The following is a 24,234-nucleotide window of genomic DNA, read 5'->3' on the forward strand; positions in this document are numbered from 1 at the left end:
TGAGTTAAAAAATGAAAAAGACACCATTGTGGGTGGGGGTATGCTTGTGCCCATTATTTAGTCAAGTTGTGCATGCCGAGTTTATTGAAGACAGTAAAGCTGAGCTGACACTGCGTAATTTTTACTTCGACCGAGACTATAAAAAAGACCCATATCCCTATACGGCGGCCAGAGATTGGGCACAGGGTTTAATTTTTAAAGGACAGTCGGGTTATACCGAAGGGACAGTTGGGTTTGGTGTTGATGTGTTCGCAATGGCAGGTTTTAACCTGATGGGAAGCCGTGCTGATGACTATGCACGTAGTGGCTTACTCCCAGTTAATCCTGATAACTCGCGTGATGATTATTATGGAAAAATAGGCATTACAGGGAAGGCTAAATTTAGAAAAAATGAGCTTTTTGTGGGGGACTTGGTTCCACAGTTGCCAACTATATTTTCATCGCCAGCGCGTTTGTTCCCTCAGACTTACCGTGGTATCCGCTTTGTTTCAAATGAAATTCCAAATCTTCAACTCGAAGGGTTTTATGTCGACGAAGTACGGCAGCGTGACTCCATTCGTTATACCGATGTTGGAACAGACAATATCAATCATCGATTTAACAAAGCTGCCACCACTGACTCGTTTTATACTTTAGGTGGAAGTTATCAGTTAAAAGATTACCGTTTACGTGCTTATCATGCTGAACTCAAAGACATTTACCAGCAACAATTTTTGGGCTTTAACGGCAAACAACCTTTGAATGACCAGCTTAACTTTTTAAGTGATGTGCGGTTTTTTAATAGTGAAGAAACTGGAAGTAAAAAAATAGGAGAGGTCGATAACCGACATATTAGTGGCTTATTTGGTTTGAACTATCAAAATCATACGGTTTCTTTGGGCTACATGCAGTCGTTTGGCTCGACTGGTCTGCCATTTTTGTCGGGAACTGAAAGTCCAGTTGTGCTTGATTTTATGAGTTCGGACTACTCAAATAAAGACGAAAAAGTCTACTCGATTCGTTACGAATATGACTTTAAAAATGCGCGGATAGGGGATGTTTCATTAAACGGACTACGTTTTATGACCCGTTATGCTAAAGGTGAAGATATTGATTTACTGCAATATGGCGATCAGCGATTTAAAGAAGATTCGCTGGAGTTTGATTTGGGTTATAAAATTCCAGAAGGCAAGTTAAAGGGCTTAGGAATGCGAGCTCGCTTTTCTCACTATCGTAATGACATGCCAACGAATATGACTTTCCACTCGGCAAATGAAACACGTTTGAATGTCGATTACACCTTTAAATTTTAAATATTAAAAAAGCAGGTTGAAACCTTTTATTTGAGGATTTAACCTGCTTTCGGATGTGGTTAAGCAGATACTTTTGCTGCTTCTAAAACTTCACCCTGAGTTTGAGTATAAGCTTGTTCTTCTAAAGTATGTTTAGCCGGAATATAAGACATTGCACGTTCTGCTAGAGCTGTAATGGTGAGACTTGGGTTAACCCCCAAATTTGCACCTAACATTGAACCATCTACAACGTATAAGTTTTTATAGTTAAACACCCGATTTTGTCCATCTACCACCCCACGCTCTGGACTTGAAGCAATTGCACAACCACCCATACAGTGAGCTGTAAAAGGTACGTTAAACAAAATTTCGGTAATGGTCGTCATGGGGTGGCCATTAAACATTTTGGCAACTTTTTCGGTAAATGCATTGGCCTGCGGAATATAAACAGGTAGCTTTTTACCTTCGCTCGATAACACCTTGCCAAAAGGCCAGAACCAGTTACGTTTCAAGCGCATGTTGATTGAGGCATCGGCAGTTTGCATCACTAAGAAAATTAAGGTTTGACGTGCAAAACTGACAGGATTACTCATGCGAAGGAAAATAAATGGATGGCAAATGAGTGCCCATAACCAAAAGAAAATACGTGTCCAACCCGGTTTGCCTTTAGCCATGTAAGTACACATAAGGCCCATGGCATCTGAGCCACTTTGGTAGCGAGTCGCTTCAATGTGAGTATCATGGTCAATGTAAATACTTGAACCAATAGCAACACCTTTACTCATGTCGACATCTTTACCAAAAAAACGAACACCTAAAATTGACTCGGCATTGGTACGAACCCGATTACCCAAATCATCAGAAATATTTGGCAGAGAACCGGACTGTTTTAAACGGAACAACATCTCTTGTGTCCCTAAAGAAGATGCCGAGAAAATCACATTACGAACTCGCCAAGTACGACGTTGTTTGTTAAACCATGAGCTTGAACATTCAGTCGTGACTTCATAACCATCGCTGCCATCGGCTTTACCATTGAGTGGTTTAACATCAACTACTTTGGTTTCTTCATAAACCTTGGCGCCATTTTTTTCGGCAAAGTACAAATAGTTTTTATCTAATGTATTTTTTGCGTTGTGTTTACAACCCGTCATACAACCGCCACATGCGGTACAAGTGCCACGGTCTGGACCTTCGCCGTTAAAATAAGGGTCCGGGTAGGTCTTCCCACCTTCTTCACCTTCCGGTGGAAAGAAAGTGGCAACACGAGTAGGTTTAAATGTATGGCCAACACCGACTGCTTCACCCATTTTCTTTAGCATGTGGTCGGCAGGGCCGAAAATTTTATTATCAGTCACGCCAAGCATACGTTCTGCTTCAGCATAGTGCTGAGGCATTTCATTTTTCCAGTCCGCGGCATCTGCCCACGTGCCTTCATCCCAAATATGTTCAGGTGGAACCAGTAGGGTATTGGCATAGGTAATTGAACCGCCACCTACGGCATTACCGCAAATAATGGTGACATGGCGAAAAAAACGCATGTTGAAATAACCGAAAAGTTTCATGCCCGGACGCCAAATCCAACGGCGAGTATTCCAGTTGTTTTTAGCAAAATCTTCAGCTTTCCAGCGTCGCCCCATTTCCATTACGGCAACCGAGTAGCCTTTTTCGGTTAAACGGCAAGCAGAAACACTACCACCAAAGCCTGAACCAATAATCAGGTAATCATAGTCATAATTGTTTATTGTCATGATGAAGGCTCCTGTCTAATGATATTTTTTATATTGACTCTGTATGTTTATCAATGAATTGCCTAATGCGCTCAAAGGAGTCATTAGATTCCTTTAGTATACCTGCATGAAATTGAAAAACATGTCCGACTTGGTCATAAACCCTTAAGTTCGTCGGAATACCGTATTTTTCAGTCTGTTCAGCAAGTCGTTTTGCATCGTCTAATAAAACTTCTTCGGTACCGACATGGATCAGAACCGGCGGTAATCCGGTTAAGTCAGCATAAAGTGGGGAACATGTTGGATCGGTTGCCGATTTTTGGCCGCAATAGTTTTTTGCACACCAGGTTAACCAGTCCTCTGACAACATCGCATCTTGAGCAGCATGAGTTTTTATTGTGTTTCCTGAAAGACTTAAGTCAACCCAAGGCGAAAGTAAAACTAAAGCCGCTGGTAAAGGGAAACCCGCATCTCGTAAAGCAATTACGGTGCTTAAGCTCAGCCCACCGCCAGCGGAGTCACCCGCAATTACAAGTTTTTTAGGGTCTTGTCCGTAAGCAAGTAAAGTTTTATAGACTGCAATGCTATCTTCAATAGCAGCAGGGCTTGGGTGTTCTGGAGCCAGACGATATTCAGGTAACCAGACTTGTGCTTGAGCTACATGTCCAACCTGAGCGGCAAGTTTAGCGTGACTTTTGCTACTGCCCACGACATAGCCACCCCCATGTAAATACAAAATACCGCGACCTGACTTAATGGTCTTAGGCCGAATATGAAGCGTAGGAACTTGAGCAATTATTTGCTTTTTTGTTTGATAACCACGAGGCCCAAGCACAATAGCACTGGCTGCATCACTACAAAAACGTTGTAGCTTTAGTGGTGTTTTAGGGGATAAAGCTGGACGTAGTGTGGTACGGATGGTCCATGCAAGAAGTTGCTTCATAATAAGGACTCATACTAAGCATGTGAGATTAGCCAGCATCTCCTAAAATTAAGAGCATGCTGACCACTATTTTTATTTTGCTGATTTGTTGAGTAGGCGAGTTTGCCAAGCTGTCGCGGCTGCAAAAATCTTTTGGTAGCCTTGCGGCAGAATACGCTGAATTACATCAACGGCTTTTGCATCGGCTCCAATAAGTAAACGGCGACGGTCCTTACGAACAGCTTCCAAAATTTGCTGAGCTGCATCATCAGCAGGGGTGCGAAGTAATTTATCGAAAGCATCTTGGCTTTTTAGCGGGTCCATTCCTAAAGACTGGACGCTATTATTCATACGTGCAGCTTTGGCAATATTGGTGCGAATACCACCCGGATGCACACAAGTCGCGCTCACACCAGCATTTTGCATATCAAGTTCTTGGCGCAATGATTCAGTAAAACCACGAACGGCAAATTTACTGGCGTTATAAGCACTTTGGGTCGGTTGAGCTGTTAAACCAAACATACTAGAAATATTAATAATATGCCCATCACCACTTTGCTTTAAGTAAGGCAAAAACTCTTTGGTGCCATAAACCACACCCCAAAAATTAATACCAATGAGCCATTCAAGATCTTCATAGCTCACACCTTCAGCCGTACTCCCTATTGCGACACCAGCATTATTAAAAATCAGGTTAACTTGGCCATGCTCATCTACTACTGCCTTTGCCCAAGTTGCAACTTCATCACGTTTAGCCACATCAACTTTTTGAGTGGTGACTTTGACTGAATAAGGCGTTAACAGCTCGACTGTTTTAGCTAATCCAGCTTCACTAATATCGGAAAGTGCCAGATGGCAACCTTGTTTGGCGAGGGCGATTGCAATTGCTTGTCCAATACCTGAACCCGCACCTGTCACAGCTGCGACTTTATTTTTAAAAGACTTCATAAAATTCTCCGTTTATTTTTCTCATTTCCTATGGCGAAGCGTATTTAAGAAATAGCCGACACCTGAGTGTAGTTTTCAATGTCAAAGCGACGAGTGCGTTGGCGATATTCAAGGGTAAAACCTGGCCAGTTATTGGTATTTTTGCCATCAGCAGTTTGATACCAACTGGTACAGCCTTGCGCCCACACCGTTTTTTTCATTTTTTCCTGAATATTTTGATTAAACTCGTGTTGAATTTCGGCACGAATGTTGGTGAACAGCAGGTTATTTTTCAAAGTAGTGCGCAGCGCATCTAAAATATAATTCACCTGACTTTCAATCATATAGACGATTGAGTTATGTCCGAGGTTGGTATTTGGTCCATACAACATAAAGAAGTTAGGGAATCCGTTTACTGTTAGACCTAAATAAGCCTCAGCACCATCTTTCCATGTGTCTTTTAATGTACGCCCATCAAGTCCAGTAATTTGCATTGGCGCCATAAATTCAGTCGCTGTAAAACCTGTACCGTAAATAATGGCATCAACTTCACGCAGCTTTCCTTCCGTGTCTAAAATGCCATGTTCAGTAATTTCTTGAATACCTGTATCAATCACATCAACATGAGGTTGGGTCAGCGTTTCATACCAGTGGTTAGAGATTAAAATACGTTTACAACCAATTGGATAGTCAGGCATTAAGCGGTGGCGTAACTTCCCATCTTTAACAACTTTTCGAATGTGGCGCTGGAATATGTATTCCACCAAAGGCATTTCATTAAGTGAAGTTGTAAAAGCAAGTAGGCGAATTTCATGATGGCCATATTGCAAGGCACGGTCTAGACTTTGCAAGATCGGCAGTTTACGGAAAGCTTTTTTCTCTAAAGGTTGGTAAACCCGATCCGGTTTTGGAATAACATAAGGCGCTGAGCGTTGATAAACGTCTAGGTGAGCCACTTGTTTTGCAATTTCAGGTACAAACTGAATCGCGCTTGCGCCTGTGCCAATGACTGCAACACGTTTACCTGTTAATTCATAGTCATGGTCCCAACGCGCTGAGTGAAATGCCTTACCTTTGAAGTTTTCAATGCCTTTAAGTTTTGGATAGGCAGGGCGGTTGAGTTGGCCTACCGCACCCACTAAAAATTCAGCTTCAAACTGTTCACCAGTTGTACTTTGAATGTGCCATACACCTTGCAGTGCATCAAATTCGGCGCTGGCTATTTCAGTGTTAAATTTGATGTGCGGGCGAAGATCATATTTATCGGCACAGTGACGTAAATATTGATAAATCTCTTGAGATGTCCCGTAGCGATTTTTCCAACCAAGTTCCTGTTCAAAAGAAAAAGAATAAAGATGTGACGGCACATCACATGCAGCGCCCGGATAAGTGTTGTCACGCCAGACACCACCTACATCGGCAGCTTTTTCAAATAGAGTAAATTGTTCAAAACCTGCTTGTTTGAGACGAATGGCAAGTCCTAGACCACCAAAGCCAGTGCCAATAATGGCGATGCGTACATTTTTATTTGAATTAGACGACGAATTAAACATGGGCTGCTCTAAATCCTTAAAAACAGTGAGCGAAAAAATCGCAATTTCCTGTATGCAGAATAGACGTTTATTTGCTTGATTTAGAGGATGGATGAGGACAAAATATTGTGATTCGAGGACATTCTGAGCAATACAGTGAAGTATGCATGGGCTTTTGAACGCAGTGTACATAGTGTTCGGTTAATGGCTGATTTTGCGGTGGAATCAGGCATTTCTTATCAGACGATTTTGCAAGGGACAGGGCTTAGCCAACAACAATTACTCGACCCTAATATGGTGGTGACAGGCCATCAGGAATTACAGCTGATTCATAACTTGGTTGAGCAACTAGGAGGCAGACCGACATTAGGCTTAGAAGTGGGCACACGCTATCATTTCACCACATTTGGGCCATTAGGCATGGCTCTGATGAGTAGTGCGAGCATTCGTGAAGCACTAGATTTGGCTTTAACCTATTTCACTTTAACTTTTGCTTTTACTCGCTTTGATGTGTCGGATACACCGCAAGGAATCCGTATCGAAATTGATGAGCAAGATATCCCATCTTCAGTACGTCAATTCATTATTGAACGAGATGCTGCTGCACTCATTACAGTACAGCGAGATTTGGTGCAGGACAATTTTTGCCAATATTTGGCTTTTTCTTTCCAACTCAAAGGCGATGCCGAGCCTTATCAGGACTTATTTGGCGTGATGCCTGAATTTGGTGCTGCGAAAAGCTTTGTAATTCTTGATCCGCAAAAAGTAGACCAAAAATTGCTTATGGCAAATGAATTGGTTTTACATACAGCCGAAGAACAGTGCCGTCAAATATTAGAAAAACGCCAATCACAAAATAAATTTACAACCTTAGTGCAACAGCAGCTTATGAATGTGCGAGGGGAAATGCCTTCTATGCAAATCGTGGCTGACCGATTGCATTTAAATACACGAACTTTACGCCGTCACTTGGCATCAGAAAGGATGACTTTTATTCAGATACGTGAAGAGGTTAGACAGGTCTTAGCAGAGCAATATTTGGCATTACCAAAAGCTTCTGTTGAGCAAATTGCCGAATGGTTAGGTTATGCCGAACCTGCCAGTTTTATTCATGCTTATAAAAGATGGCATGGGAAAACACCTCATGCCATGCGTTTAGTACAAAAATAAAAAAATGAAGGGTGCTTTTGCTTTCCCTTCATTAAAGAGCAGTTTATTTAATAAAGCTTAGTTGCTTACTGATTTTTTCTAAAATCGGTGCTTTCTTGGCTTGAAATTCAACTTTGTTTTGTTGAATCAGGTTGTTGCCTTTAGTGTCGATAGAAATAATGAGCGGACCAAATTCTCTCACACGGTTAATCCAAAGGGTTTCTGGCATACCTAGATCTTGCCATTCAGCGCCTTCAATCTCTTCAACCAAAGTTGCTGCAAGTACTGCACATCCACCTGGGAAAATCGCATGAACTGCAATATTTTCCTGACATCCAGCAGCTGTTTCTGGTCCCATGCCACCTTTACCCACAATGAGCTTAACGCCAGTTTGCTTGATAAATTCCCGCTCGAATTTTTCCATCCGCATACTGGTTGTTGGGCCAATCGAAACCATTTCGAAGTCGTTTTCACCTTTCTTGCGCACAATAGGGCCAGCATGAAAAATTGCTCCACCTTCAAGATTAACTGGTAGTTCTCGACCTTGTTCGATCAGTCTGCGATGGGCAACGTCACGACAAGTTACCAAACGGCCAGTCAAATAAACTACATCACCGACTTTAAGGTCTAAAAGGTCTTCATCTTTGATTGGCGTTGTTAGAATTTTTTTCATAGTACAACTCCTTCGTGAGACAAGATTTCATACGACATATCTGGATTAATCTTAATTTTGCCACGGCGATGTGCCCAGCAACCTGTGTTTACGGCAACACCAATTGTTGATGGATGACGTGCAGAAGATTCAATATTGACCCCCATTACACTGTTATTGCCTGTGAGTCCCTGAGGACCAATACCAATTTCATTAAGACCTTGTTCTAACAGTTGTTCCATTAAGGCAGCGCGTGGGTTCTCACTTGTTGAGTCAACTGGACGCATAATCGCGAGTTTAGAAAGACGAGCTGCGGTTTCAACCGAAGTTGATACGCCAACACCGACCAGTAACGGTGGACAGGCATTTACACCGCGTTCGGTAATAACATCCATTACAAATTCAGCAATGCCTTCGTAGCCTTGACCTGGCATTAAAACTTTTGCCGCACCCGGTAGAGTACAACCGCCACCAGCCATATAGACATCAATGGTACAAGTATCGAGTTCAGGGACAATACGCCAGTCTAACCATGGAATTTGAGTACCGGTATTTGTGCCTGTATTTTTTTCATCAAAGGTTTCAACAGCGTTGTGACGTAATGGACCTATGCGTGTTGCTTCAGCAGTTGCTTCGCTCAAAATATCTTGAAGTTCACCAAGCAAAGGGAAGTTGGCACCTGCTTCAACAAAATATTGAATGACACCCGTGTCCTGGCAGCTTGGGCGATTGAGTTTATCGGCAGCTTGCTGATTTTCTTCCATCGAGTCATAAACTGATTTAGCCAATGGATTGGTTTCTAAAGTACGCAGTTCAATTAACTTGCTTTTCACATCTTTCGGTAGGCGTTTTCCAATATAAGCCGTAAATTTGGCCATGGTGTCCGTAAGGGACTGGACTGCAATATCTTTGTCCATGTTGTGCTCCTTGAAGAAACTTGTTCAGATCTAATTGGTGTAAATAGGGTTATTGGGTTGCTTTGGCAGCGTTTACTTTCACTTTTTGGGAGAAGCTCAGCACTAGTGTCAGTAAGGTCGAGATGATGAGTAGGCCTGCAACAAAATAGAGTCCGCCTGTGAAATCTCCAGTTTGATCTTTAATCCAGCCGATCATGGCAGGGCCTGCAAACCCGCCTAAATTTCCGATTGAGTTAATCGTGGCGATGCCTGCTGCTGCGGCTGATCCTGACAAGAACATGGTTGGCATGCTCCATAGCGGTGGCTTGGCACAACTAATACCGACATTCACAATGGTAAGTGCTGCAATTAATCCAATGACGTTATGTGTGCCTGCTGCAATTGCGAGACCAACTGCTGCGGTTAAACACGCGAGAGCAACATGCCATGTACGTTCATTGGTGCGGTCAGAGTGTCGAGACCATAAAACCATGGAAATGACAGAAACGATTGGAGGAATAGCATTTAAAAGCCCCACAGTCATAGACGTTACGCCAAGCTGTTTAATAATTTGTGGCGCCCAGATGCCGAGGGTATAAAGCCCAGCCGACGTTCCGAAATAAATCAATGCAAGGGCAAGTACCCGTGGGTTGGCAAGACCACGAAGAATGCTGTGATGCTCAGGTGCATTTTTTCCTACATCCTCTTCCTTCATGGTTTTTACAAGCCATTCGCGTTCATCCTGTCCTAACCAAGTAGCTTGTTCAGGGCGATCCGTCATATATTTAAAAACAACAACGCCTAAGATGATTGCTGGTATTGCCTCAATAATGAACATCCACTGCCAACCAGCGAGACCCCAAATTCCATGCATTTCAAGTAATGCGGCTGAGATTGGTGAACCAACTGCTGTGGCAATTGGGGCGGCTGCCATAAATAAAGCAATCACCCCAGCACGATGTCGTGCAGGAAACCAGTAAGTTAAGTACAGAATAATGCCGGGAAAGAAGCCAGCCTCGGCAACGCCGAGTAAAAATCGCATAACGTAAAAGCTGGTCGAGCTTTCTACAAACGCCATACCGGCTGCAATCAGACCCCATGTCACCATAACTCGAGCAATCCAGATACGGGCACCGACTTTATGCAAAATAATGTTGGATGGGACTTCAAATAAGAAATAGCCCAAAAAGAAAATTCCGGCACCAAAACCGAGAACCGAGGCTGTAAAGCCTAAGTCTTCTTTCATGGTGAGTGCGGCAAAACCAATATTGACGCGGTCGATATAGGCTATAAGGTATAACAACATAATAAACGGTACGATTCTCCAAGTAATTCGACGTAACGTTCGCTTTTCAATATCCATTTCCATGTCATGACTCCATATTCATGACTACCAATCCTGATTGGTAGTTTTCGCTTTCTTTACCGCTATTGATTCGGCTAGATGGCTTTTCCCGTTCATCCACAGCATTCCTTCTGCGGACATTGTTATGCTCTTAAACAAGAGATGCCTTATGTCGGGAAACATTGAAATGGATGTTAAACCCTTTAAAAAACTGATGAATCGATATAAAGTTAAATCACTATTGCAAAAAACTTAATAATCATGAATGCAGATACGGAATTAGCTTTCTTTTGTTTATTGGTCAAACAAGGAAGTCTTGTCGCGACGGCACGAGAGTTAAACTTGACTCCACCTGCGGTTTCTAGACGTTTAACTCAACTTGAAGAGCGTTTGGGAGTAAGGCTTTTAAATAGAACAACACGGCGAATTAGTTTAACCAGTGAAGGTGAGGTCTACTTTGAAAATGCAGTTCGTATTTTAAAAGAGATTGATGAAATGGAGCGTTTGGTTTCAAGTAGTCGGGCAGCACCCAAAGGGGTATTGCGTGTGAATGCTCCTTTAGGCTTTGGTCGTTCTTATATTGCGCCAGCGATTTCTACATTTGCCAAAATCTATCCTGATGTCGATGTCCAACTGCATTTAACTGACCGCCCGATTAATCTGCCAGATGAAGCGATTGATGTCTCAATCCGCTTTGGCGAAATACCTGATTCACGTCTAATTGCAAAAAAATTGGCAGCCAACCGCCGTTTATTATGTGCATCACCTAGCTATTTAAAAAAGGCAGGGCAACCACTCACTCCTCATGATTTAACACAGCATCAGTGTATTGTGATTCGGCAAAATGATTCTGCTTATGGTAATTGGCGGTTAAGTCATGGCAAACAAGTTGAAACCGTTAAAGTTCATGGGCAACTGAGTACGAATGATGGGGCAGTCGCATTAAATTGGGCCTTAGAAGGCTATGGTATTTTGATGCGAGCAGAGTGGGACGTAGCAAAATATTTAAGAAGTGGTAGATTAGTTCAAGTGCTAGCGGACTATGAAACACCACCCGCAGATGTCTATGCGGTGTATTTAGAGAGACTGAATCTGTCGCCTAAAGTCGCGCATTTTCTAGATCATTTACGCCAATTTTTAAATCAGCATGTCGATGGTCCAGAGCCTCGTTCAAGTTGGTAACGATGGTATTAACCTCAATTAAAAAAAGCCAACTTAAAGTCTAAGTTGGCTTTTAACATTAGTTTTTATTTAAACGCAAATGTAGCAAACGTGCTGCCGATGTATGGCGTATATTGTCGGCACGGTTATAAAAATAACGTTCAGTAATAGCTTCACCAGACAAGTCTTCGATTACTTCAAAATCCATTTTTTCAACCGCCTGATGTAAATCTGAAGGTTTAAATTGACCTAGTAAAGGTTCTTTCAGCAAATGGGTAAACTGTGCAACGCCCATACTCCCGAGTCGCTCAATACCTTTTAATTCCTGAAAATCGGTCGAATAGTCGAGTACCACTTCGCTGCCGTTTGCAGCAAATTCAGCAATACTTTTTAAAGTTTGTAGCGTAGTGTCCGGCTTTAAATAATGAGTGGTGCCCAGCCAAGAAAAGAAAGCCGGAGCTTTTCGTACATAGCGACTTCGGGCAAGCGCTTCAGAGATAGATTCTTTTTCAAAATTAATAGAAACAAATTCAACAGTAGAGGGAAGTTCGCCTAACTTTTTGAGTTTAGATTGTTTGGCAGCCTGAGTATCAGGATGGTCAACTTCAAAAATTTTTAAAGTTGGATAATGCTGTGATTTTCGGAGTACAAAAGAGTCTAAACCCGCTCCAACCAAAACATATTGCTTAATATTGTGTTGAACAGCTTGGTTAAGTAAGTCCTCGGCATAACGTGATCGGCCGACAACCTGCCCACTCAATAAACCTAAGGTACGGTTTAAAATGGGTGAATTCATTAATTTAACAATGAGTGGTGTAGATAAAAGCTTTTTCCAACCTTTACTGGTCATTTCAAAAGCATAGGGATCTGAAAATACAGGATTTATCGTATTTTTAAAGTGATTCGCACGTAAAGCAGCAGCGGCTTCGGCAGTACGGCTTGATTGACCTTCTTTCATCTTTAACCTGTTCTTTTATTTCTTGAAGATTGAATGAAGAAGGCAGTGTATTTCATGAAAATCTAAAATACACTGCCCATTCCTTACAACTGATTTGGTCAAATTTACAAATTAATGTGTCTTTGACATTTGATATGTAACTTCATAATCCTTCAAATCTAGTTTTTTCAAACGTTGTTTAAGCTTTTTCAATGACCACGGCCATGCTGCAAAGTTGCGACCGTTAGCGTCAAGGTAATAACTCTTACAGCCACCACTATTGAATACAGTGGTTTGAAGATGCTTTTGCACCAAGTCGTTGTGCTTTTTAATTACATCAGCCTTAACATTTAACTTGCTAATTCCTTTGTTTTTAATTTTCAATAAGCCATCTACGATATAGTCGAGCTGTGCTTCTGCCAAACCAATAAATGAGTCATAAACCAGTACGTTTGGTCCCAATACTAAGAATGCATTTGGTACATTTTCAATGTTGGTTCCTAAGTAAGCTTCCGGTGAACTATTTTTCCACAAATCATTTAAACGTTGGCCTTTTTCATTAAACACACGTTTGCCGATTGGTGGGTGAGATACTTCAAAACCTGTACCCCAAATAATCACATCAACTTCATGGCGTTCGCCATTAGCTGCAATCACCGTATTGCCTTCGACTTTAACCAGGCCATGTGGAATAAGCGTGGTATTTGGTGCTTGTAGTGCAGGGTAGTAATTGTTAGCAAACAAAATACGTTTACAGCCAATATCAAAATTAGGCGTTACGTTTTTACGTAACTCAGGGTCTGCAATTTGAAGTTTAAGTAATTGCTTGCCGAGTACATTTACTGGTTTTAGCGCAAGTGGGTTACGTAAACCAAAATTAATCGCATTGAGGGTTAGCGCTACACTTTTACGCCAACTTGCCTGAATCGCTGGATATTTGGCAATAATTGATTTACTCAACTCACCCAAATCCGTATCCGGTTTTGGTAATACCCAAGGGGCTGTACGTTGGAACACAAATAGCTCTTTTGCTTTAGGTTGAATTTGTGGCACAAACTGGATGGCAGATGCACCTGTACCAATTACAGCAATGCGTTTTCCAGTAAGGTCGTAGTCATGATTCCATTTCGCTGAATGGAACATTTCACCAGTAAAGGTATCTAGACCTTCAAGACGGGGAATCTGGGCTTCGGTAATTGGGCCTGTTGCAAAAATAACAGTTCGCGATAGATATTGACCAGTAGTTGTATCAAGTACCCACAAATGGCGTGATTCATCCCAAGCAGCATTGAGCAGTTCGTTGTTAAACTCAATTTTAGACGTGATATTAAACTCGTTACTTACATCTTCTAAGTAACTTAAGATTTCCGGCTGACGTGCAAATAAGTGACTCCATTTTGCACTAGGCGCAAACGAATAAGAATACAAAGCCGACGGTACATCGCAGCCACAGCCCGGATAGGTATTTTCACGCCAAGTGCCACCCACACGTCCTGCTTTTTCAATAATTTTATAGTTGGTATAGCCAACTTGGTCGAGACGAATCGCTGCGGCGATACCGGAAATTCCGGCACCGACAATAAAGGTATCGTAAATATGGCTAGGTGAATTGACAGCTTTTTTTGCTGATGCATTTGTTTTCATTTGAGCAGTCATATGGGTACTACCTATAAAATTTCTTATTTAAATAATTTGTAAGAGGTACCAAGAAACTTGGTATACAGACTTGGTGATGCACGTTTCATCAGCCAGAACAACTTCGCATCGATTTGAGGAATGGTATAAAGCTCATCCTGATCAAGACGGTTAAGTGTCAGTTTGGCTACATCATCACTTGTGGTGAGTGCGTAGTTCATGAGCGCATGGTCTGCAAGTTTTGAATAACGGCCCGGAATACGACCATTTTTAATGATATTGGTTGGCACCAAAGTCGGGCAGAGCACATTGACTTTAATGTTGAATTTACGAAGCTCAGCCGAAAGTGTTTCAGACAGCGCACGGACTCCAGCTTTCGTTACGTTATAGGCAGTCATTTCTGGTGCTGCGGTATAAGACGCCGCAGAAGCTACATTAATAATTGCGCCGTAACCTAGTTTTTTGAACTTTGGCACAAATGCATGACAACCATGAATAACACCCCAAAGGTTAATATTCATGACCCAGTTCCAGTCTTCTAGGCTGAGTTCGTCAAACTTACCGCCTAAACCTACACCCGCATTATTAATGACAAGGGTGACAGGATGACTAAGTAAAATTTCAGCAGTTTCAGCTAAATTTGTGACATGTTCAGGGTTACCTACGTCACAGTGCATTGCAAATGCTTTTGCACCCTGTTGTTCAAGCAGCGTTACAGTTTCTTCTGCAGCTTCTAAATTAATATCTGCGCAGACTACGCTACCACCACGTTTTGCCAGTTCAATTGCAAAACTTCGTCCAATTCCACTGCCTGCACCCGTCACGACGGCATAAGCTTTTTGGCTTGGTTTAACTTTCTTTTTGCCAAATAAAATCATGATTCATCCCGAAATAGATTTAAGGAAAGCCAGTCATTAAGTAATGACTGGTTGCAAGCCAGTTAAGACAAGCGTACAGGTGGGGTAAATTCCTTCACAAAGTAAGGTGCAATCGCGCCGCCTTCTTTGAGTAATTTGTCTTTGTAGTACTCTAGATATTCGGTCGTGTCATGGTCATTTGGATGGAAGTCAGGACGTAAGTAATCGAAAATCTGGCCAATGGTGCTACCAAATACACCATCTTTTGGACCAAAAATAAGTCCTACACCACGGCGCGCGTCTTTCCAGAATTTTCTAGTCAACATTTCCTGTGGTTTTCTTAAAACCGGAATAAACAATGTAGTTGCTGGGATTAAACCTAAAATAGTAAAGAAAGCTAAGAAGAAGCCAGAAGCTCGTAGTGGATAGCTACCATTGAGTAATTGATATACATCATAGGCAATATCTTTATGCTCAGATTCTTCAAGCATATGCCACATCCATAAAGCACGGCTTTTTGCATCATCTGAATAGTAGAAATTCTTTTCGTGCTTCATCATGTATTCGGCAAGTACCGCAGTAAAATGCTCAATACCAGCCATCATCGATAATTTAAGTGGTTGCGGGAATTTCAAAAACACATATTTAAAGAAGTTTTCGCCCAAGAAACGGTATAAATCGACAGGGTATTCAACATCTTTAAGTGCATCGTTATATTCATTGTGTAGTTTAGAGTGAATCGCCTCTTGTCCAATCAATGAAGTAACACGCTGTTTTAAAACTGGGTCTTGAATAAATTCACGGTGATGACGAGCTGTTTCAATCACCAGATCTTCACCATAAGTCAGAAATACTGAAAGCGTAGCAAAAAACATCGTGGCAAATTGATTGTTCATATAAAATTCAACATCAATCTCTTTACCTTCAAATCCGATATTTAAATGACGGATTGGGACGGATTTTTTACTGGCAAAATCCGGTAACTCGATTTCACGGTAAAATTTAATTTTGTTTAGTGATTTTTTAACTGTGGTCGAGATCATGGTGACACCTTCAGATCAATCAGTGATAGTGCGGCTACGTCGAAAACCAAAAGCTTTGATTTGAAACAGGGCACTGTAAATTCCATTTTCAAAAAGCAGTTTTCTCTGCTTACTGACTACGGTGATGTTGCTCCGTTATTTGTGTGATTATTTGACTGAATAACGGGAAAAAGAGGAAAGTTCAGTAAAACGGCTCAACCTCTTTTTAGATTTTTTCATGTTAATCTGAGTTTATGTTCGGATTCAATTCGGGTAACTTTTCAAGTTTCTAAACCTAAAGTTTCATGTTTTTATAAAATAAAAAATTAGTTTTAAAATTTATTAATATATTGATTTTTATTTAAATATTTTAATGTCATTAAAAAGAAATATTCAAACATAAAAGAACTTATAACTGTATTTCATTGTAGTTTTAAAAGAAATATTTCATGAAAGTTGACAACTATTCGGATTTTGTTTTTTTATTAGGGTAGGGCTAAATTACATGCTAATCTGAGCTTATGTTCGGATTATTTATAAGAAAATATGTCTACGCGAAAACCCCGTCAGGCACGAGCCAAAGTCACTGTCGATACCATTATTGAAGCAGGTTTTATTGCTGTAGCATTGCATGGACCAAGTGGTACCACCACACGTCATATTGCAGAAATTGCAGGGGTGAGTGTGGGGTCACTCTATGAGTATTTTAAAAACAAAGAAGAAATCTACGATGCGATGAATCACTACTTTGTGAGTGAAATTTTAGACATGATTAAAGAACTAACCCCCACAATTTTAGAGTTGGAGTTAGAGCCTGTCATTGAAATGATTTTTTATACATTCAGTGATTTATTAAAGAAAAATAATGACCGTTATTTAACCGTTTTACGTTATGCAGGTGAGTTGCAATACGATAAATATATTCCAAAAATTGAACAGGCTTTAATGGAAGTCATCATGAAGTATATGATGCATAATCCTAAATATTTAAAAATTAATAACTTACCTGTAATTACCTATATTTGTATTAATAGCGGTATTTTTAATGTTGCAAGGCATCTTATTTTACCCAACCCATTTATTAGTTTTGATGAAATGGTGCAGGGGCTAACAACTATGATCATGAGTTATATCAATACTGAAATGGCACGCTCAGAAGATCAATCATAATTTTTAGTTTTTCAAATATGATAAAAAACACCTGCGTATACTTCTACGCAGGTGTTTTTACTATTTATGGCATGGTTGGAATTTCTTCCGGACGCATATCAAAAATCAGAATTTCAGCATTGCCACCATTGGTAAATGATAACTTGCCTCCATCGCGAATACGCGCAGCATCACCAGTATTAAAGGTTTTACCGTTTACATCAATACGGCCTTTTGCCACATGTAGGTAAACATAACGACCTTCAGGAATTGCAAACTCTGCTGTTTCTTCACCATCAAAAAGACCTGAATAAATATTAATATCTTGTTTGATGGATAAAGTTTTTTCGCCACCTTTTGGTGAAATCATCAAGTGCAATTTACCGCGTTTGTCTTCCTCGGAAATATGCAATTGTTGATAGCCCGGTGTTGTGTTCACTTCATTTGGAACCACCCAAATTTGCAAGAAGTGCACATTTTCTTGAGCAGAGTGATTAAATTCACTATGTGCAACCCCACGACCTGCGCTCATTAATTGAATATCACCAGGCACAATCACCGAACCAGTACCCATTGAATCTTTATGTTCTAACGCACCTTCAAGCACATAAGAAATGATTTCCATGTTACGGTGAGGGTGAGTACCAAAGCCTTTTGATGGAGCAACTGTATCGTCATTAATTACAAGTAAATCTGAAAAACCAACTTGTTTCGGATCCCAATAATTTGCAAATGAAAACGTGTGTTTCGACTGTAACCAGCCATGATGTGCTGCACCACGCTCATGAGATAAACGCATATCAAACATGATTTATTCTCCTCATCCAATTTTTTTCTCTGAATGCAGTTTATCGTTTTCATTTGTGCAATAAAGCTCTAAAAACAGAAAGCTTGGTGTGATTTTTGGAACGCTCAAATATAGAACTAAGGCATGTATAGAAATAGGCAGAATATTTCGTGTGTTATCTTTTTAAGCCATGTTTTTATCATTTTAGGACAAATGTATTTTATTTGAATAATAATGAATAATAGTAGTTTATATAAATAATTTAAAATAATCGAAAAATATTTGAGTTGGCAAAAAGTTTCAAAATGGATTGGCTTTTTTTGTCCTTGTTCGAGTGTTATAGCAAGCGCACTATTTAACCTGATTTGGTGAACTTAACAACGCTTAAGTTCATAAAACATGACAAGGCAGAGGTATTCGAGCAAATTTTTGTTCGAGAGCAGTTAAAGATTGCAAGAAATAATCCAAAGACAACTTTAGCTGTTTGATTCGACGCTGCCTTGTATTTAACAAATTTTATAGGGTGTCGAAAATGGTCGCTCAAGCTATCCGAAATATTATTTCTCCTAAATCAGTTATAGCTCAGTATCAAAAGATAGATTTCTCAAATAAAGGAACTATCCCAATTCGCCATTTAAATATCGGATTTGATGGTAAAGAAATTGATATTGAGTTTTACGTCAACAACCAGTTTGCAACTTTGTTCTTTGCAACGCTTTCGGTTTTTTTGACCTATGGTGAAGATCTGGTGATTGAAACAGCTCGTCATCACCGTGAATTTATTCAAGATCCGATTTTAAAACAGCGTGTTACATCGCTGATTGGTCAAGAAGCCATCCATTCAAAATTGCATAATGAGTTCAATGATGCAATTAAAGAGCTGGAATATCCGGTCGATTTTTATCGTTTCTTGGGTGAGAACTTCTTTAAATATGTGTTCTTAAAATTCCCGCAGCCATTAAAGCTTTCACTCATGGCGGGTATTGAACATTTTACGGCGGTACTTGCCGAATACATGATGAAGCATGAAAAGAATTTCTATTATACCGACGATGCCAAAAGTCGTGCCTTATGGATGTGGCATATGCTTGAAGAATCTGAGCATAAAGATATTGCTTATGACGTCTATCAGGTTTTAAACGGTAATTATCCGTTACGCGCAACGGGCTTTTTAATGGCTTTCATTACCATTTTAGGGCTTATTCCAACAGCAACGTTATTTGTACCTCTACTGCGTAAGCCAAAAGAACTGTTGACCAGAAAATTCTGGAAAGATGCACGTCGTGGCGTCAACTTAATTTTTAGTCCAAAAGATGGCGTATTTGGTAGCACCATTGGTCAGATTTTTGATTACTTACGTCCAGACTTCCATCCAAATGACCATGACACGACCGAATATCTGGAGTACTACAAAAAGAAATTACTTAACGAGGGCGGTGCAATTGCGCCTTACTTTGTGAAGGAATTTACACCACCAGTTCGTGCAGTTTCATAAGCCTATTGGTCATGGCAGTAATATGACAATTACTGCCATCTCCCTAAAGTTTTTTAGGATTTACTATGATTTTATTTGGTAAGAAAGACCAGCCGAGCCGAAACGCATATGCGGTCGTAACTGGGGCAGGCAGTGGGATTGGACGAAGCTTTGCAGTTGAACTGGCAAAACGTGGTGGCAGCGTAGTCTGTGCAGATATTAATTTAGAAGCTGCTGAAGAAACCGTAAAGTTAATTGAACAGTTGGGACAAAAAGCATTTGCTGTACAGTGCGATGTTGGGCAAGCAGAACAAGTACAGACTTTGGCTGATCAAGCAGAGCAGTTACTTGATCATCCTGTAACCCTCATCATTAATAATGCTGGCGTAGGTCTAGGTGGCAAATTTGATGAAATGAGTTTGGAAGACTGGAAATGGTGTATGCATGTAAACCTGTGGGGTGTTATTCATGGTTGTCATGCATTTGTGCCAAAGTTCAAAAAACTAGGTTACGGTGCAATCATTAATGTGGCTTCTGCCGCGTCGTATACCGCAGCACCAGAAATGAGTGTCTACAATGTAACGAAAGCGGGTGTTTTAGCATTATCCGAAACCCTTTCAGCCGAGCTTCGTAAATTCAATATTAAAGTCAATGTACTTTGCCCGACTTTGGTGCCAACCAATATCATTAAAAATGGTCGTATTCCGGGGCGTTATTTCAAGCTTGCAGACCATGCACTCATGAACTATGCCATGACAACCAGCGATGCAGTTGCGACTTTAACATTGAATCGATTAGATCGTGGGCAGCTCTACACCACGCCACAGATCGACGCCAAATTATTCTGGCTTATGAAAAGGACATCTCCAACGCTATATGCAAAGTTCCTTGGGCTTTCGTATCAGTTATTTAAATAAAATTTTGTATAGGCAGAAAAATTATGGTCACTAAACCTAGAACAAATACACGCACCCGTAAAACCCAAGAAGTTGCACATATTTATGACACTTTTATTGTCGGTGCGGGTATTTCTGGTCTTGCTGCTGCAATTAAGCTAAATGAAGCAGGCTTAACTAATTTTAAAATTATTGAAAAAGCAAGCCGCGTCGGTGGTACTTGGCGTGAAAATACCTATCCGGGCTGTGGTTGTGATGTACCGTCAGCTTTGTATTCTTATTCGTTTGCTCCAAGTGCAAAATGGAGCCATTTATTTGCACGTCAGCCAGAAATTTTAAGTTATTTAGAAGATGTTAGTCGTGAGTTTGATATTGAGTCTTTAATTGAATTCAATACCGAACTATTAAAAGCGGAATGGGACAATGTAAAAAATGTCTGGAAACTAGAGACAAGCTCTGGTTTATATATTGCTAAAACAGTTCTATTTGCTACAGGCCCAATTACTGAGGCGCAGATTCCACGCCTTGAAGGTCTAGATACCTTTACAGGTGAAATGTTCCATTCAGCGAAATGGAACCATGACTATGACCTTACTGGAAAACGTATTGCGGTGATTGGTACTGGTGCATCTGCCATCCAGTTTGTGCCCCAAATTCAACCTAAAGCCAAAGAACTGTTTGTATTCCAACGTACAGCCCCTTGGGTGCTGCCAAAACCGGATACAGACTTAGGTGAGTTAAGTAAATCAATTATTGCCAAATATCCAGCGATTCAGGCAGGTTGGCGCCAGACTGTAGCAGGCACCTTAAATGTCATCAATTTTGGTTTACGCAACCCAAAAGCTTTAAAGCCTGTCAATTTTGCTGCGAAACAATTGTTAAAGTTACAAATTAAAGATCCGGTTTTACGTAAAAACGTAACACCTAATTTTGATATTGGTTGTAAACGTATTTTATTTGCCAATAACTACTATCCAGCGTTACAGGCATCCAATACCACGCTTATTCCACATGGCCTAGTTAAAGTCGAAGGCAATACGGTGATTGCAGCTAATGGCGAACGCCACGAAGTAGATGTGATTATTTGGGGCACTGGATTTGAAGTGTCTCATCCACCCATTGGTAAACGGGTACATAACGAAAAAGGGGAATGTCTGGCAGAACTCTGGAAAGACTCCTCACCGGAAGCTTACTTAGGAACCAATATTGAAAATGTACCGAACGCATTTCTTATGCTAGGGCCAAATGTCTTGGTTTATGACTCATTCATTGGTCTTGCTGAAGCCCAACTGCAATATATTGTAGATGGTTTATTGCAAATGAAAGCGAAAGGTATTGCTAAACTTTCTGTAAAATCAGAAATAATTAAAAAGCATAATGAGCTTGTACAAAAGCATTTACAAACCACAGTATTCAATAGTGGTGGTTGTAAGAGTTATTACCTTGATGCAAATGGTCGTAACTTTGCAGCATGGCCATGGTCATTGAAAAAGCTTAAACAGCGTTTACATCATTTAAATTTAGAAGAATACGATGTCATCTATGAAGCTGATCTTGTAAAAGTAAAACCTAAAGTTGAAGAAGTTGCAGGTTAATTAATTTATAAAAGCCCACTTTATTGATGAAGGTGGGCTTTTTACTATTAAATAATGAAAGAAATATATGAAAATTCAATAAATAATATAATGAAGTTAAAGTAAACGATATATTTAAATATACTTCAAAATAAAAATGGGCCAAGCAGTCTATATAATTTTCATTTAAAATAATATAGCTATTTTTAAAAATGAATTTTTAAGTGAAAAGTTTTCTTTTTAATCAATTTTTTAAATTGTATATTGGAAAACATTTTTATATCAATAACTTGTGTGGTTGATAATTATTGTAAATAAATGTGAAAGTATTCACAACCTTATTTTTTTTTGTTAAGATCATTAACATTAAAAACATAGAGATAATAATAATGATCAATAAAGTATTAATAGTGTTATGCGTGAGTATTGTATTTGTATTAGGGTATTGGGCATATTTAGATACCCAAAATAAAAGACATCAAGAGCTCATGAGGATCATTCAAGAAGCTGAAAAAAATTTGCAGACCATCGAACGTAATCCTAACCGTGTTAGTCATAGCAATTTAGCTTCATATAATTTGCAAAAATATATCAGTGATAAAAAAGTTTTTTTCTAAGCACAGTGGCGATTGTGATTTGCTTTAAAAAGTGTGCCATTGATCATATCTTTTCATAAATTTTGATCATGTTGCTGTTGAATCTGTTAAACTTATTGAACGTATAGTAAAAAAGCTGCATAGGGGTTATGCAGCTTTTTTGTGTTTCAAGAGGGGCTGTGGCTATTTTCTGTGTATGACAGCAGAAATCAAATGAGTGGCATATTTGTTGCTTCGTCTATTTAAGATTTTTGTCTAGAGATCTGAACAGAAAAACAAGATTGCTCAGATACCTACATAGAAGTACATATTCCACAGCTCAGATTTTGCATAGAGGCTACTTATGGCGGCGCCCAATTCTTCGGCAGGGTGGTTAGAGCGTTTATTTAAGTTAAGCGACAATAAAACCACGTTTCGAACAGAAGTTCTTGCTGGTGTAACAACATTTTTAACAATGTGCTACATCATCATTGTCAATCCACTCATTTTATCTGAAACCGGCATGGATCATGGCGCCGTATTCGTTGCGACCTGTTTGGCAGCAGCAATCGGTTGCTTAGTGATGGGTATTATTGCTAATTATCCAATCGCCTTGGCACCCGGTATGGGGCTTAATGCTTATTTTACCTATTCGGTTTGTATGGGCATGGGAGTGCCATGGCAGACAGCTTTAGCAGCTGTTTTTGTTTCAGGTGTGGTATTCCTTGCAATTAGTTTCTTTAAAATTCGTGAGGCGATTGTCAATGCAATCCCGATGTCGCTTAAATTTGCGATAGGTGGTGGTATTGGTTTATTCCTTGCGCTCATTGCGTTAAAAAATGCCGGAATTATTGTCGCGAACCAAGCAACATTGGTCGGTTTGGGCGATATTAAACAACCTACTGTATTATTAGCTTTATTTGGCTTTTTACTTATCGTAATTTTGCATCAGCTTAAAGTCCGCGGTGCGATCATTATTAGTATTTTAGTCGTTACAGCAATTGCTACAGCTTTAGGTCTAAATGAATTTAAGGGTGTGGTTGGTGAAATTCCTTCAATTGCGCCAACATTCATGCAAATGGACTTTGAAGGGTTGTTTACCGCAAGTATGGTGGGTGTCATCTTCGTATTCTTTATTGTTGACTTGTTTGACAGTACGGGTACTTTGGTTGGCGTTTCACATCGTGCGGGCCTTTTACAAGACGGTAAATTGCCACGTTTGAAAAAAGCGCTATTTGCTGACTCTACTGCAATCGTTGCTGGGGCTGCATTAGGTACATCATCAACTACGCCATATATTGAATCGGCTTCAGGTGTAGCAGCAGGTGGACGTACAGGTTTAACCGCGGTAGTTGTCGCTTTCTTATTTATTTGCTGTTTATTCTTGGCACCTCTTGCTCAATCTGTGCCGGGTTTTGCAACAGCACCCGCTTTATTGTTCATTGGTGTATTGATGATCCAAGGGATCACTCACATCGATTGGGATGATATTACAGAAGCTGTACCAGCCTTTTTAACGATTGTATTTATGCCATTTGCTTACTCAATTGCAGATGGTATTGCAATGGGCTTTATCAGCTATGCATTAGTTAAATTATTTACGGGTAAGGCAAAAACTGTTCCATACATGGTGTGGATTATTGCTGCCCTTTGGGTATTTAAATTTATCGCCTTTGGCGGTTAAGACGATTGTTTATAATTTCCTTCTAGAACTATCTTAGTGATAGGGATATAAGCAGGAAA

General features: G+C 40.2%; 21 protein-coding genes. 9 read left to right on the plus strand and 12 right to left on the minus strand.

What is annotated here, in order from left to right; all coding sequences use genetic code 11:
- The first annotated feature begins 11 nt into the window (after positions 1–11).
- Entirely contained in the window at positions 12–1,292 is a 1,281-nt protein-coding gene (locus MKL36_RS14000; RefSeq protein WP_021510575.1) for an OprD family outer membrane porin, read from the plus strand.
- A 59-nt stretch (positions 1,293–1,351) separates the two neighbouring features.
- Here MKL36_RS14000 and MKL36_RS14005 read toward each other — a convergent pair whose 3' ends face one another.
- From MKL36_RS14005 to MKL36_RS14020, 4 genes are all read right to left on the minus strand, one after another.
- Positions 1,352–3,022, minus strand: a complete 1,671-nt coding sequence (locus MKL36_RS14005; RefSeq protein WP_000154593.1) for a GMC family oxidoreductase — start codon at positions 3,020–3,022, stop codon at positions 1,352–1,354.
- Between the two features lie 28 nt (positions 3,023–3,050).
- A complete protein-coding gene (locus tag MKL36_RS14010; protein ID WP_021510574.1) occupies positions 3,051–3,944 on the minus strand; it encodes an alpha/beta hydrolase in 894 nt (297 codons plus the stop codon).
- Between the two features lie 72 nt (positions 3,945–4,016).
- Positions 4,017–4,871, minus strand: coding sequence for an SDR family NAD(P)-dependent oxidoreductase (locus tag MKL36_RS14015; protein WP_004747848.1), 855 nt, complete (start codon positions 4,869–4,871; stop codon positions 4,017–4,019).
- 44 nt (positions 4,872–4,915) lie between these two features.
- On the minus strand, positions 4,916–6,403 hold the full coding sequence (locus MKL36_RS14020; RefSeq protein ID WP_021510573.1) for a flavin-containing monooxygenase: 1,488 nt from the start codon (positions 6,401–6,403) through the stop codon (positions 4,916–4,918).
- A gap of 135 nt (positions 6,404–6,538) precedes the next feature.
- On the opposite strand from MKL36_RS14020, the gene MKL36_RS14025 reads away from it, so the two are divergent.
- Positions 6,539–7,552, plus strand: coding sequence for an AraC family transcriptional regulator (locus MKL36_RS14025; RefSeq protein ID WP_031222570.1), 1,014 nt, complete (start codon positions 6,539–6,541; stop codon positions 7,550–7,552).
- Positions 7,553–7,595: 43 nt separating this feature from the next.
- Here MKL36_RS14025 and ttdB read toward each other — a convergent pair whose 3' ends face one another.
- The 3 genes from ttdB to MKL36_RS14040 are packed head-to-tail and all read right to left on the minus strand — an operon-like array spanning position 7,596 to position 10,448.
- A complete protein-coding gene (gene ttdB, locus MKL36_RS14030) occupies positions 7,596–8,204 on the minus strand; it encodes a L(+)-tartrate dehydratase subunit beta (RefSeq protein WP_000722967.1) in 609 nt (202 codons plus the stop codon).
- Positions 8,201–9,100, minus strand: coding sequence for a L(+)-tartrate dehydratase subunit alpha (gene ttdA, locus MKL36_RS14035; RefSeq protein WP_021510571.1), 900 nt, complete (start codon positions 9,098–9,100; stop codon positions 8,201–8,203). Before ttdA ends, ttdB begins: the two co-directional genes overlap by 4 nt.
- Positions 9,101–9,149: 49 nt before the next feature.
- Entirely contained in the window at positions 9,150–10,448 is a 1,299-nt protein-coding gene (locus MKL36_RS14040; protein ID WP_021510570.1) for an MFS transporter, read from the minus strand.
- Between the two features lie 237 nt (positions 10,449–10,685).
- Here MKL36_RS14040 and MKL36_RS14045 point away from each other — a divergent pair, with 237 nt between their 5' ends.
- Complete coding sequence (locus MKL36_RS14045; RefSeq protein WP_000990661.1) at positions 10,686–11,606, plus strand: LysR family transcriptional regulator; 921 nt, start codon at positions 10,686–10,688, stop codon at positions 11,604–11,606.
- A 58-nt stretch (positions 11,607–11,664) separates the two neighbouring features.
- Here MKL36_RS14045 and MKL36_RS14050 read toward each other — a convergent pair whose 3' ends face one another.
- The 4 genes from MKL36_RS14050 to MKL36_RS14065 all read right to left on the minus strand — a co-directional run bounded on the left by MKL36_RS14050 (position 11,665) and on the right by MKL36_RS14065 (position 16,057).
- Complete coding sequence (locus tag MKL36_RS14050) at positions 11,665–12,543, minus strand: class I SAM-dependent methyltransferase (protein WP_021510569.1); 879 nt, start codon at positions 12,541–12,543, stop codon at positions 11,665–11,667.
- A 111-nt stretch (positions 12,544–12,654) separates the two neighbouring features.
- Positions 12,655–14,178: a flavin-containing monooxygenase gene (locus MKL36_RS14055; RefSeq protein ID WP_000126765.1), complete on the minus strand. Its 1,524-nt coding sequence runs from the start codon at positions 14,176–14,178 to the stop codon at positions 12,655–12,657.
- 23 nt (positions 14,179–14,201) lie between these two features.
- Positions 14,202–15,035, minus strand: a complete 834-nt coding sequence (locus MKL36_RS14060) for an SDR family NAD(P)-dependent oxidoreductase (RefSeq protein WP_000600022.1) — start codon at positions 15,033–15,035, stop codon at positions 14,202–14,204.
- A gap of 62 nt (positions 15,036–15,097) precedes the next feature.
- The gene (locus tag MKL36_RS14065) at positions 15,098–16,057 is read right to left on the minus strand and encodes a metal-dependent hydrolase (protein ID WP_086374219.1); all 960 of its coding nucleotides are present in this window, start codon (positions 16,055–16,057) and stop codon (positions 15,098–15,100) included.
- A gap of 525 nt (positions 16,058–16,582) precedes the next feature.
- On the opposite strand from MKL36_RS14065, the gene MKL36_RS14070 reads away from it, so the two are divergent.
- Entirely contained in the window at positions 16,583–17,206 is a 624-nt protein-coding gene (locus MKL36_RS14070; RefSeq protein WP_000107496.1) for a TetR/AcrR family transcriptional regulator, read from the plus strand.
- A gap of 64 nt (positions 17,207–17,270) precedes the next feature.
- Here MKL36_RS14070 and MKL36_RS14075 read toward each other — a convergent pair whose 3' ends face one another.
- Positions 17,271–17,993 (minus strand): pirin family protein, encoded by a 723-nt coding sequence (locus MKL36_RS14075; RefSeq protein WP_021510951.1) that lies wholly within the window; start codon positions 17,991–17,993, stop codon positions 17,271–17,273.
- Positions 17,994–18,504: 511 nt separating this feature from the next.
- Here MKL36_RS14075 and MKL36_RS14080 point away from each other — a divergent pair.
- The 5 genes from MKL36_RS14080 to MKL36_RS14100 all read left to right on the plus strand — a co-directional run bounded on the left by MKL36_RS14080 (position 18,505) and on the right by MKL36_RS14100 (position 24,175).
- Positions 18,505–19,467, plus strand: a complete 963-nt coding sequence (locus tag MKL36_RS14080; protein ID WP_000226456.1) for a metal-dependent hydrolase — start codon at positions 18,505–18,507, stop codon at positions 19,465–19,467.
- Positions 19,468–19,532: 65 nt separating this feature from the next.
- Positions 19,533–20,363: an SDR family NAD(P)-dependent oxidoreductase gene (locus MKL36_RS14085; protein ID WP_021510950.1), complete on the plus strand. Its 831-nt coding sequence runs from the start codon at positions 19,533–19,535 to the stop codon at positions 20,361–20,363.
- 23 nt (positions 20,364–20,386) lie between these two features.
- The gene (locus tag MKL36_RS14090; RefSeq protein ID WP_021510949.1) at positions 20,387–21,937 is read left to right on the plus strand and encodes a flavin-containing monooxygenase; all 1,551 of its coding nucleotides are present in this window, start codon (positions 20,387–20,389) and stop codon (positions 21,935–21,937) included.
- 368 nt (positions 21,938–22,305) lie between these two features.
- Complete coding sequence (locus MKL36_RS14095) at positions 22,306–22,533, plus strand: hypothetical protein (RefSeq protein WP_000608974.1); 228 nt, start codon at positions 22,306–22,308, stop codon at positions 22,531–22,533.
- A 322-nt stretch (positions 22,534–22,855) separates the two neighbouring features.
- Positions 22,856–24,175 carry an NCS2 family permease gene (locus MKL36_RS14100; protein WP_000729980.1) on the plus strand — a complete coding sequence of 440 codons (1,320 nt, stop codon included), beginning with the start codon at positions 22,856–22,858 and terminating at the stop codon, positions 24,173–24,175.
- Positions 24,176–24,234 lie beyond the last annotated feature (59 nt).

It is taken from the genome of Acinetobacter sp. AOR12_HL (genome assembly GCF_027855275.1).
GTDB lineage: Bacteria > Pseudomonadota > Gammaproteobacteria > Pseudomonadales > Moraxellaceae > Acinetobacter > Acinetobacter baumannii.

What these genes read in the sequence shown, in the direction of transcription:
- MKL36_RS14010 (WP_021510574.1), bottom strand. Translation starts at nt 3,944, where the DNA reads ATGAAGCAACTTCTTGCATGGACCATCCGTACCACACTACGTCCAGCT.
- MKL36_RS14050 (WP_021510569.1), bottom strand. Translation starts at nt 12,543, where the DNA reads ATGAAAGAAGGTCAATCAAGCCGTACTGCCGAAGCCGCTGCTGCTTTA.
- MKL36_RS14065 (WP_086374219.1), bottom strand. Translation starts at nt 16,057, where the DNA reads ATGATCTCGACCACAGTTAAAAAATCACTAAACAAAATTAAATTTTAC.
- ttdA (WP_021510571.1), bottom strand. Translation starts at nt 9,100, where the DNA reads ATGGACAAAGATATTGCAGTCCAGTCCCTTACGGACACCATGGCCAAA.
- MKL36_RS14080 (WP_000226456.1), top strand. Translation starts at nt 18,505, where the DNA reads ATGGTCGCTCAAGCTATCCGAAATATTATTTCTCCTAAATCAGTTATA.
- MKL36_RS14095 (WP_000608974.1), top strand. Translation starts at nt 22,306, where the DNA reads ATGATCAATAAAGTATTAATAGTGTTATGCGTGAGTATTGTATTTGTA.
- MKL36_RS14000 (WP_021510575.1), top strand. Translation starts at nt 12, where the DNA reads ATGAAAAAGACACCATTGTGGGTGGGGGTATGCTTGTGCCCATTATTT.
- MKL36_RS14055 (WP_000126765.1), bottom strand. Translation starts at nt 14,178, where the DNA reads ATGACTGCTCAAATGAAAACAAATGCATCAGCAAAAAAAGCTGTCAAT.
- MKL36_RS14040 (WP_021510570.1), bottom strand. Translation starts at nt 10,448, where the DNA reads ATGGAAATGGATATTGAAAAGCGAACGTTACGTCGAATTACTTGGAGA.
- MKL36_RS14075 (WP_021510951.1), bottom strand. Translation starts at nt 17,993, where the DNA reads ATGTTTGATATGCGTTTATCTCATGAGCGTGGTGCAGCACATCATGGC.
- MKL36_RS14060 (WP_000600022.1), bottom strand. Translation starts at nt 15,035, where the DNA reads ATGATTTTATTTGGCAAAAAGAAAGTTAAACCAAGCCAAAAAGCTTAT.
- MKL36_RS14015 (WP_004747848.1), bottom strand. Translation starts at nt 4,871, where the DNA reads ATGAAGTCTTTTAAAAATAAAGTCGCAGCTGTGACAGGTGCGGGTTCA.
- ttdB (WP_000722967.1), bottom strand. Translation starts at nt 8,204, where the DNA reads ATGAAAAAAATTCTAACAACGCCAATCAAAGATGAAGACCTTTTAGAC.
- MKL36_RS14005 (WP_000154593.1), bottom strand. Translation starts at nt 3,022, where the DNA reads ATGACAATAAACAATTATGACTATGATTACCTGATTATTGGTTCAGGC.
- MKL36_RS14045 (WP_000990661.1), top strand. Translation starts at nt 10,686, where the DNA reads ATGAATGCAGATACGGAATTAGCTTTCTTTTGTTTATTGGTCAAACAA.
- MKL36_RS14100 (WP_000729980.1), top strand. Translation starts at nt 22,856, where the DNA reads ATGGCGGCGCCCAATTCTTCGGCAGGGTGGTTAGAGCGTTTATTTAAG.
- MKL36_RS14070 (WP_000107496.1), top strand. Translation starts at nt 16,583, where the DNA reads ATGTCTACGCGAAAACCCCGTCAGGCACGAGCCAAAGTCACTGTCGAT.
- MKL36_RS14020 (WP_021510573.1), bottom strand. Translation starts at nt 6,403, where the DNA reads ATGTTTAATTCGTCGTCTAATTCAAATAAAAATGTACGCATCGCCATT.
- MKL36_RS14090 (WP_021510949.1), top strand. Translation starts at nt 20,387, where the DNA reads ATGGTCACTAAACCTAGAACAAATACACGCACCCGTAAAACCCAAGAA.
- MKL36_RS14085 (WP_021510950.1), top strand. Translation starts at nt 19,533, where the DNA reads ATGATTTTATTTGGTAAGAAAGACCAGCCGAGCCGAAACGCATATGCG.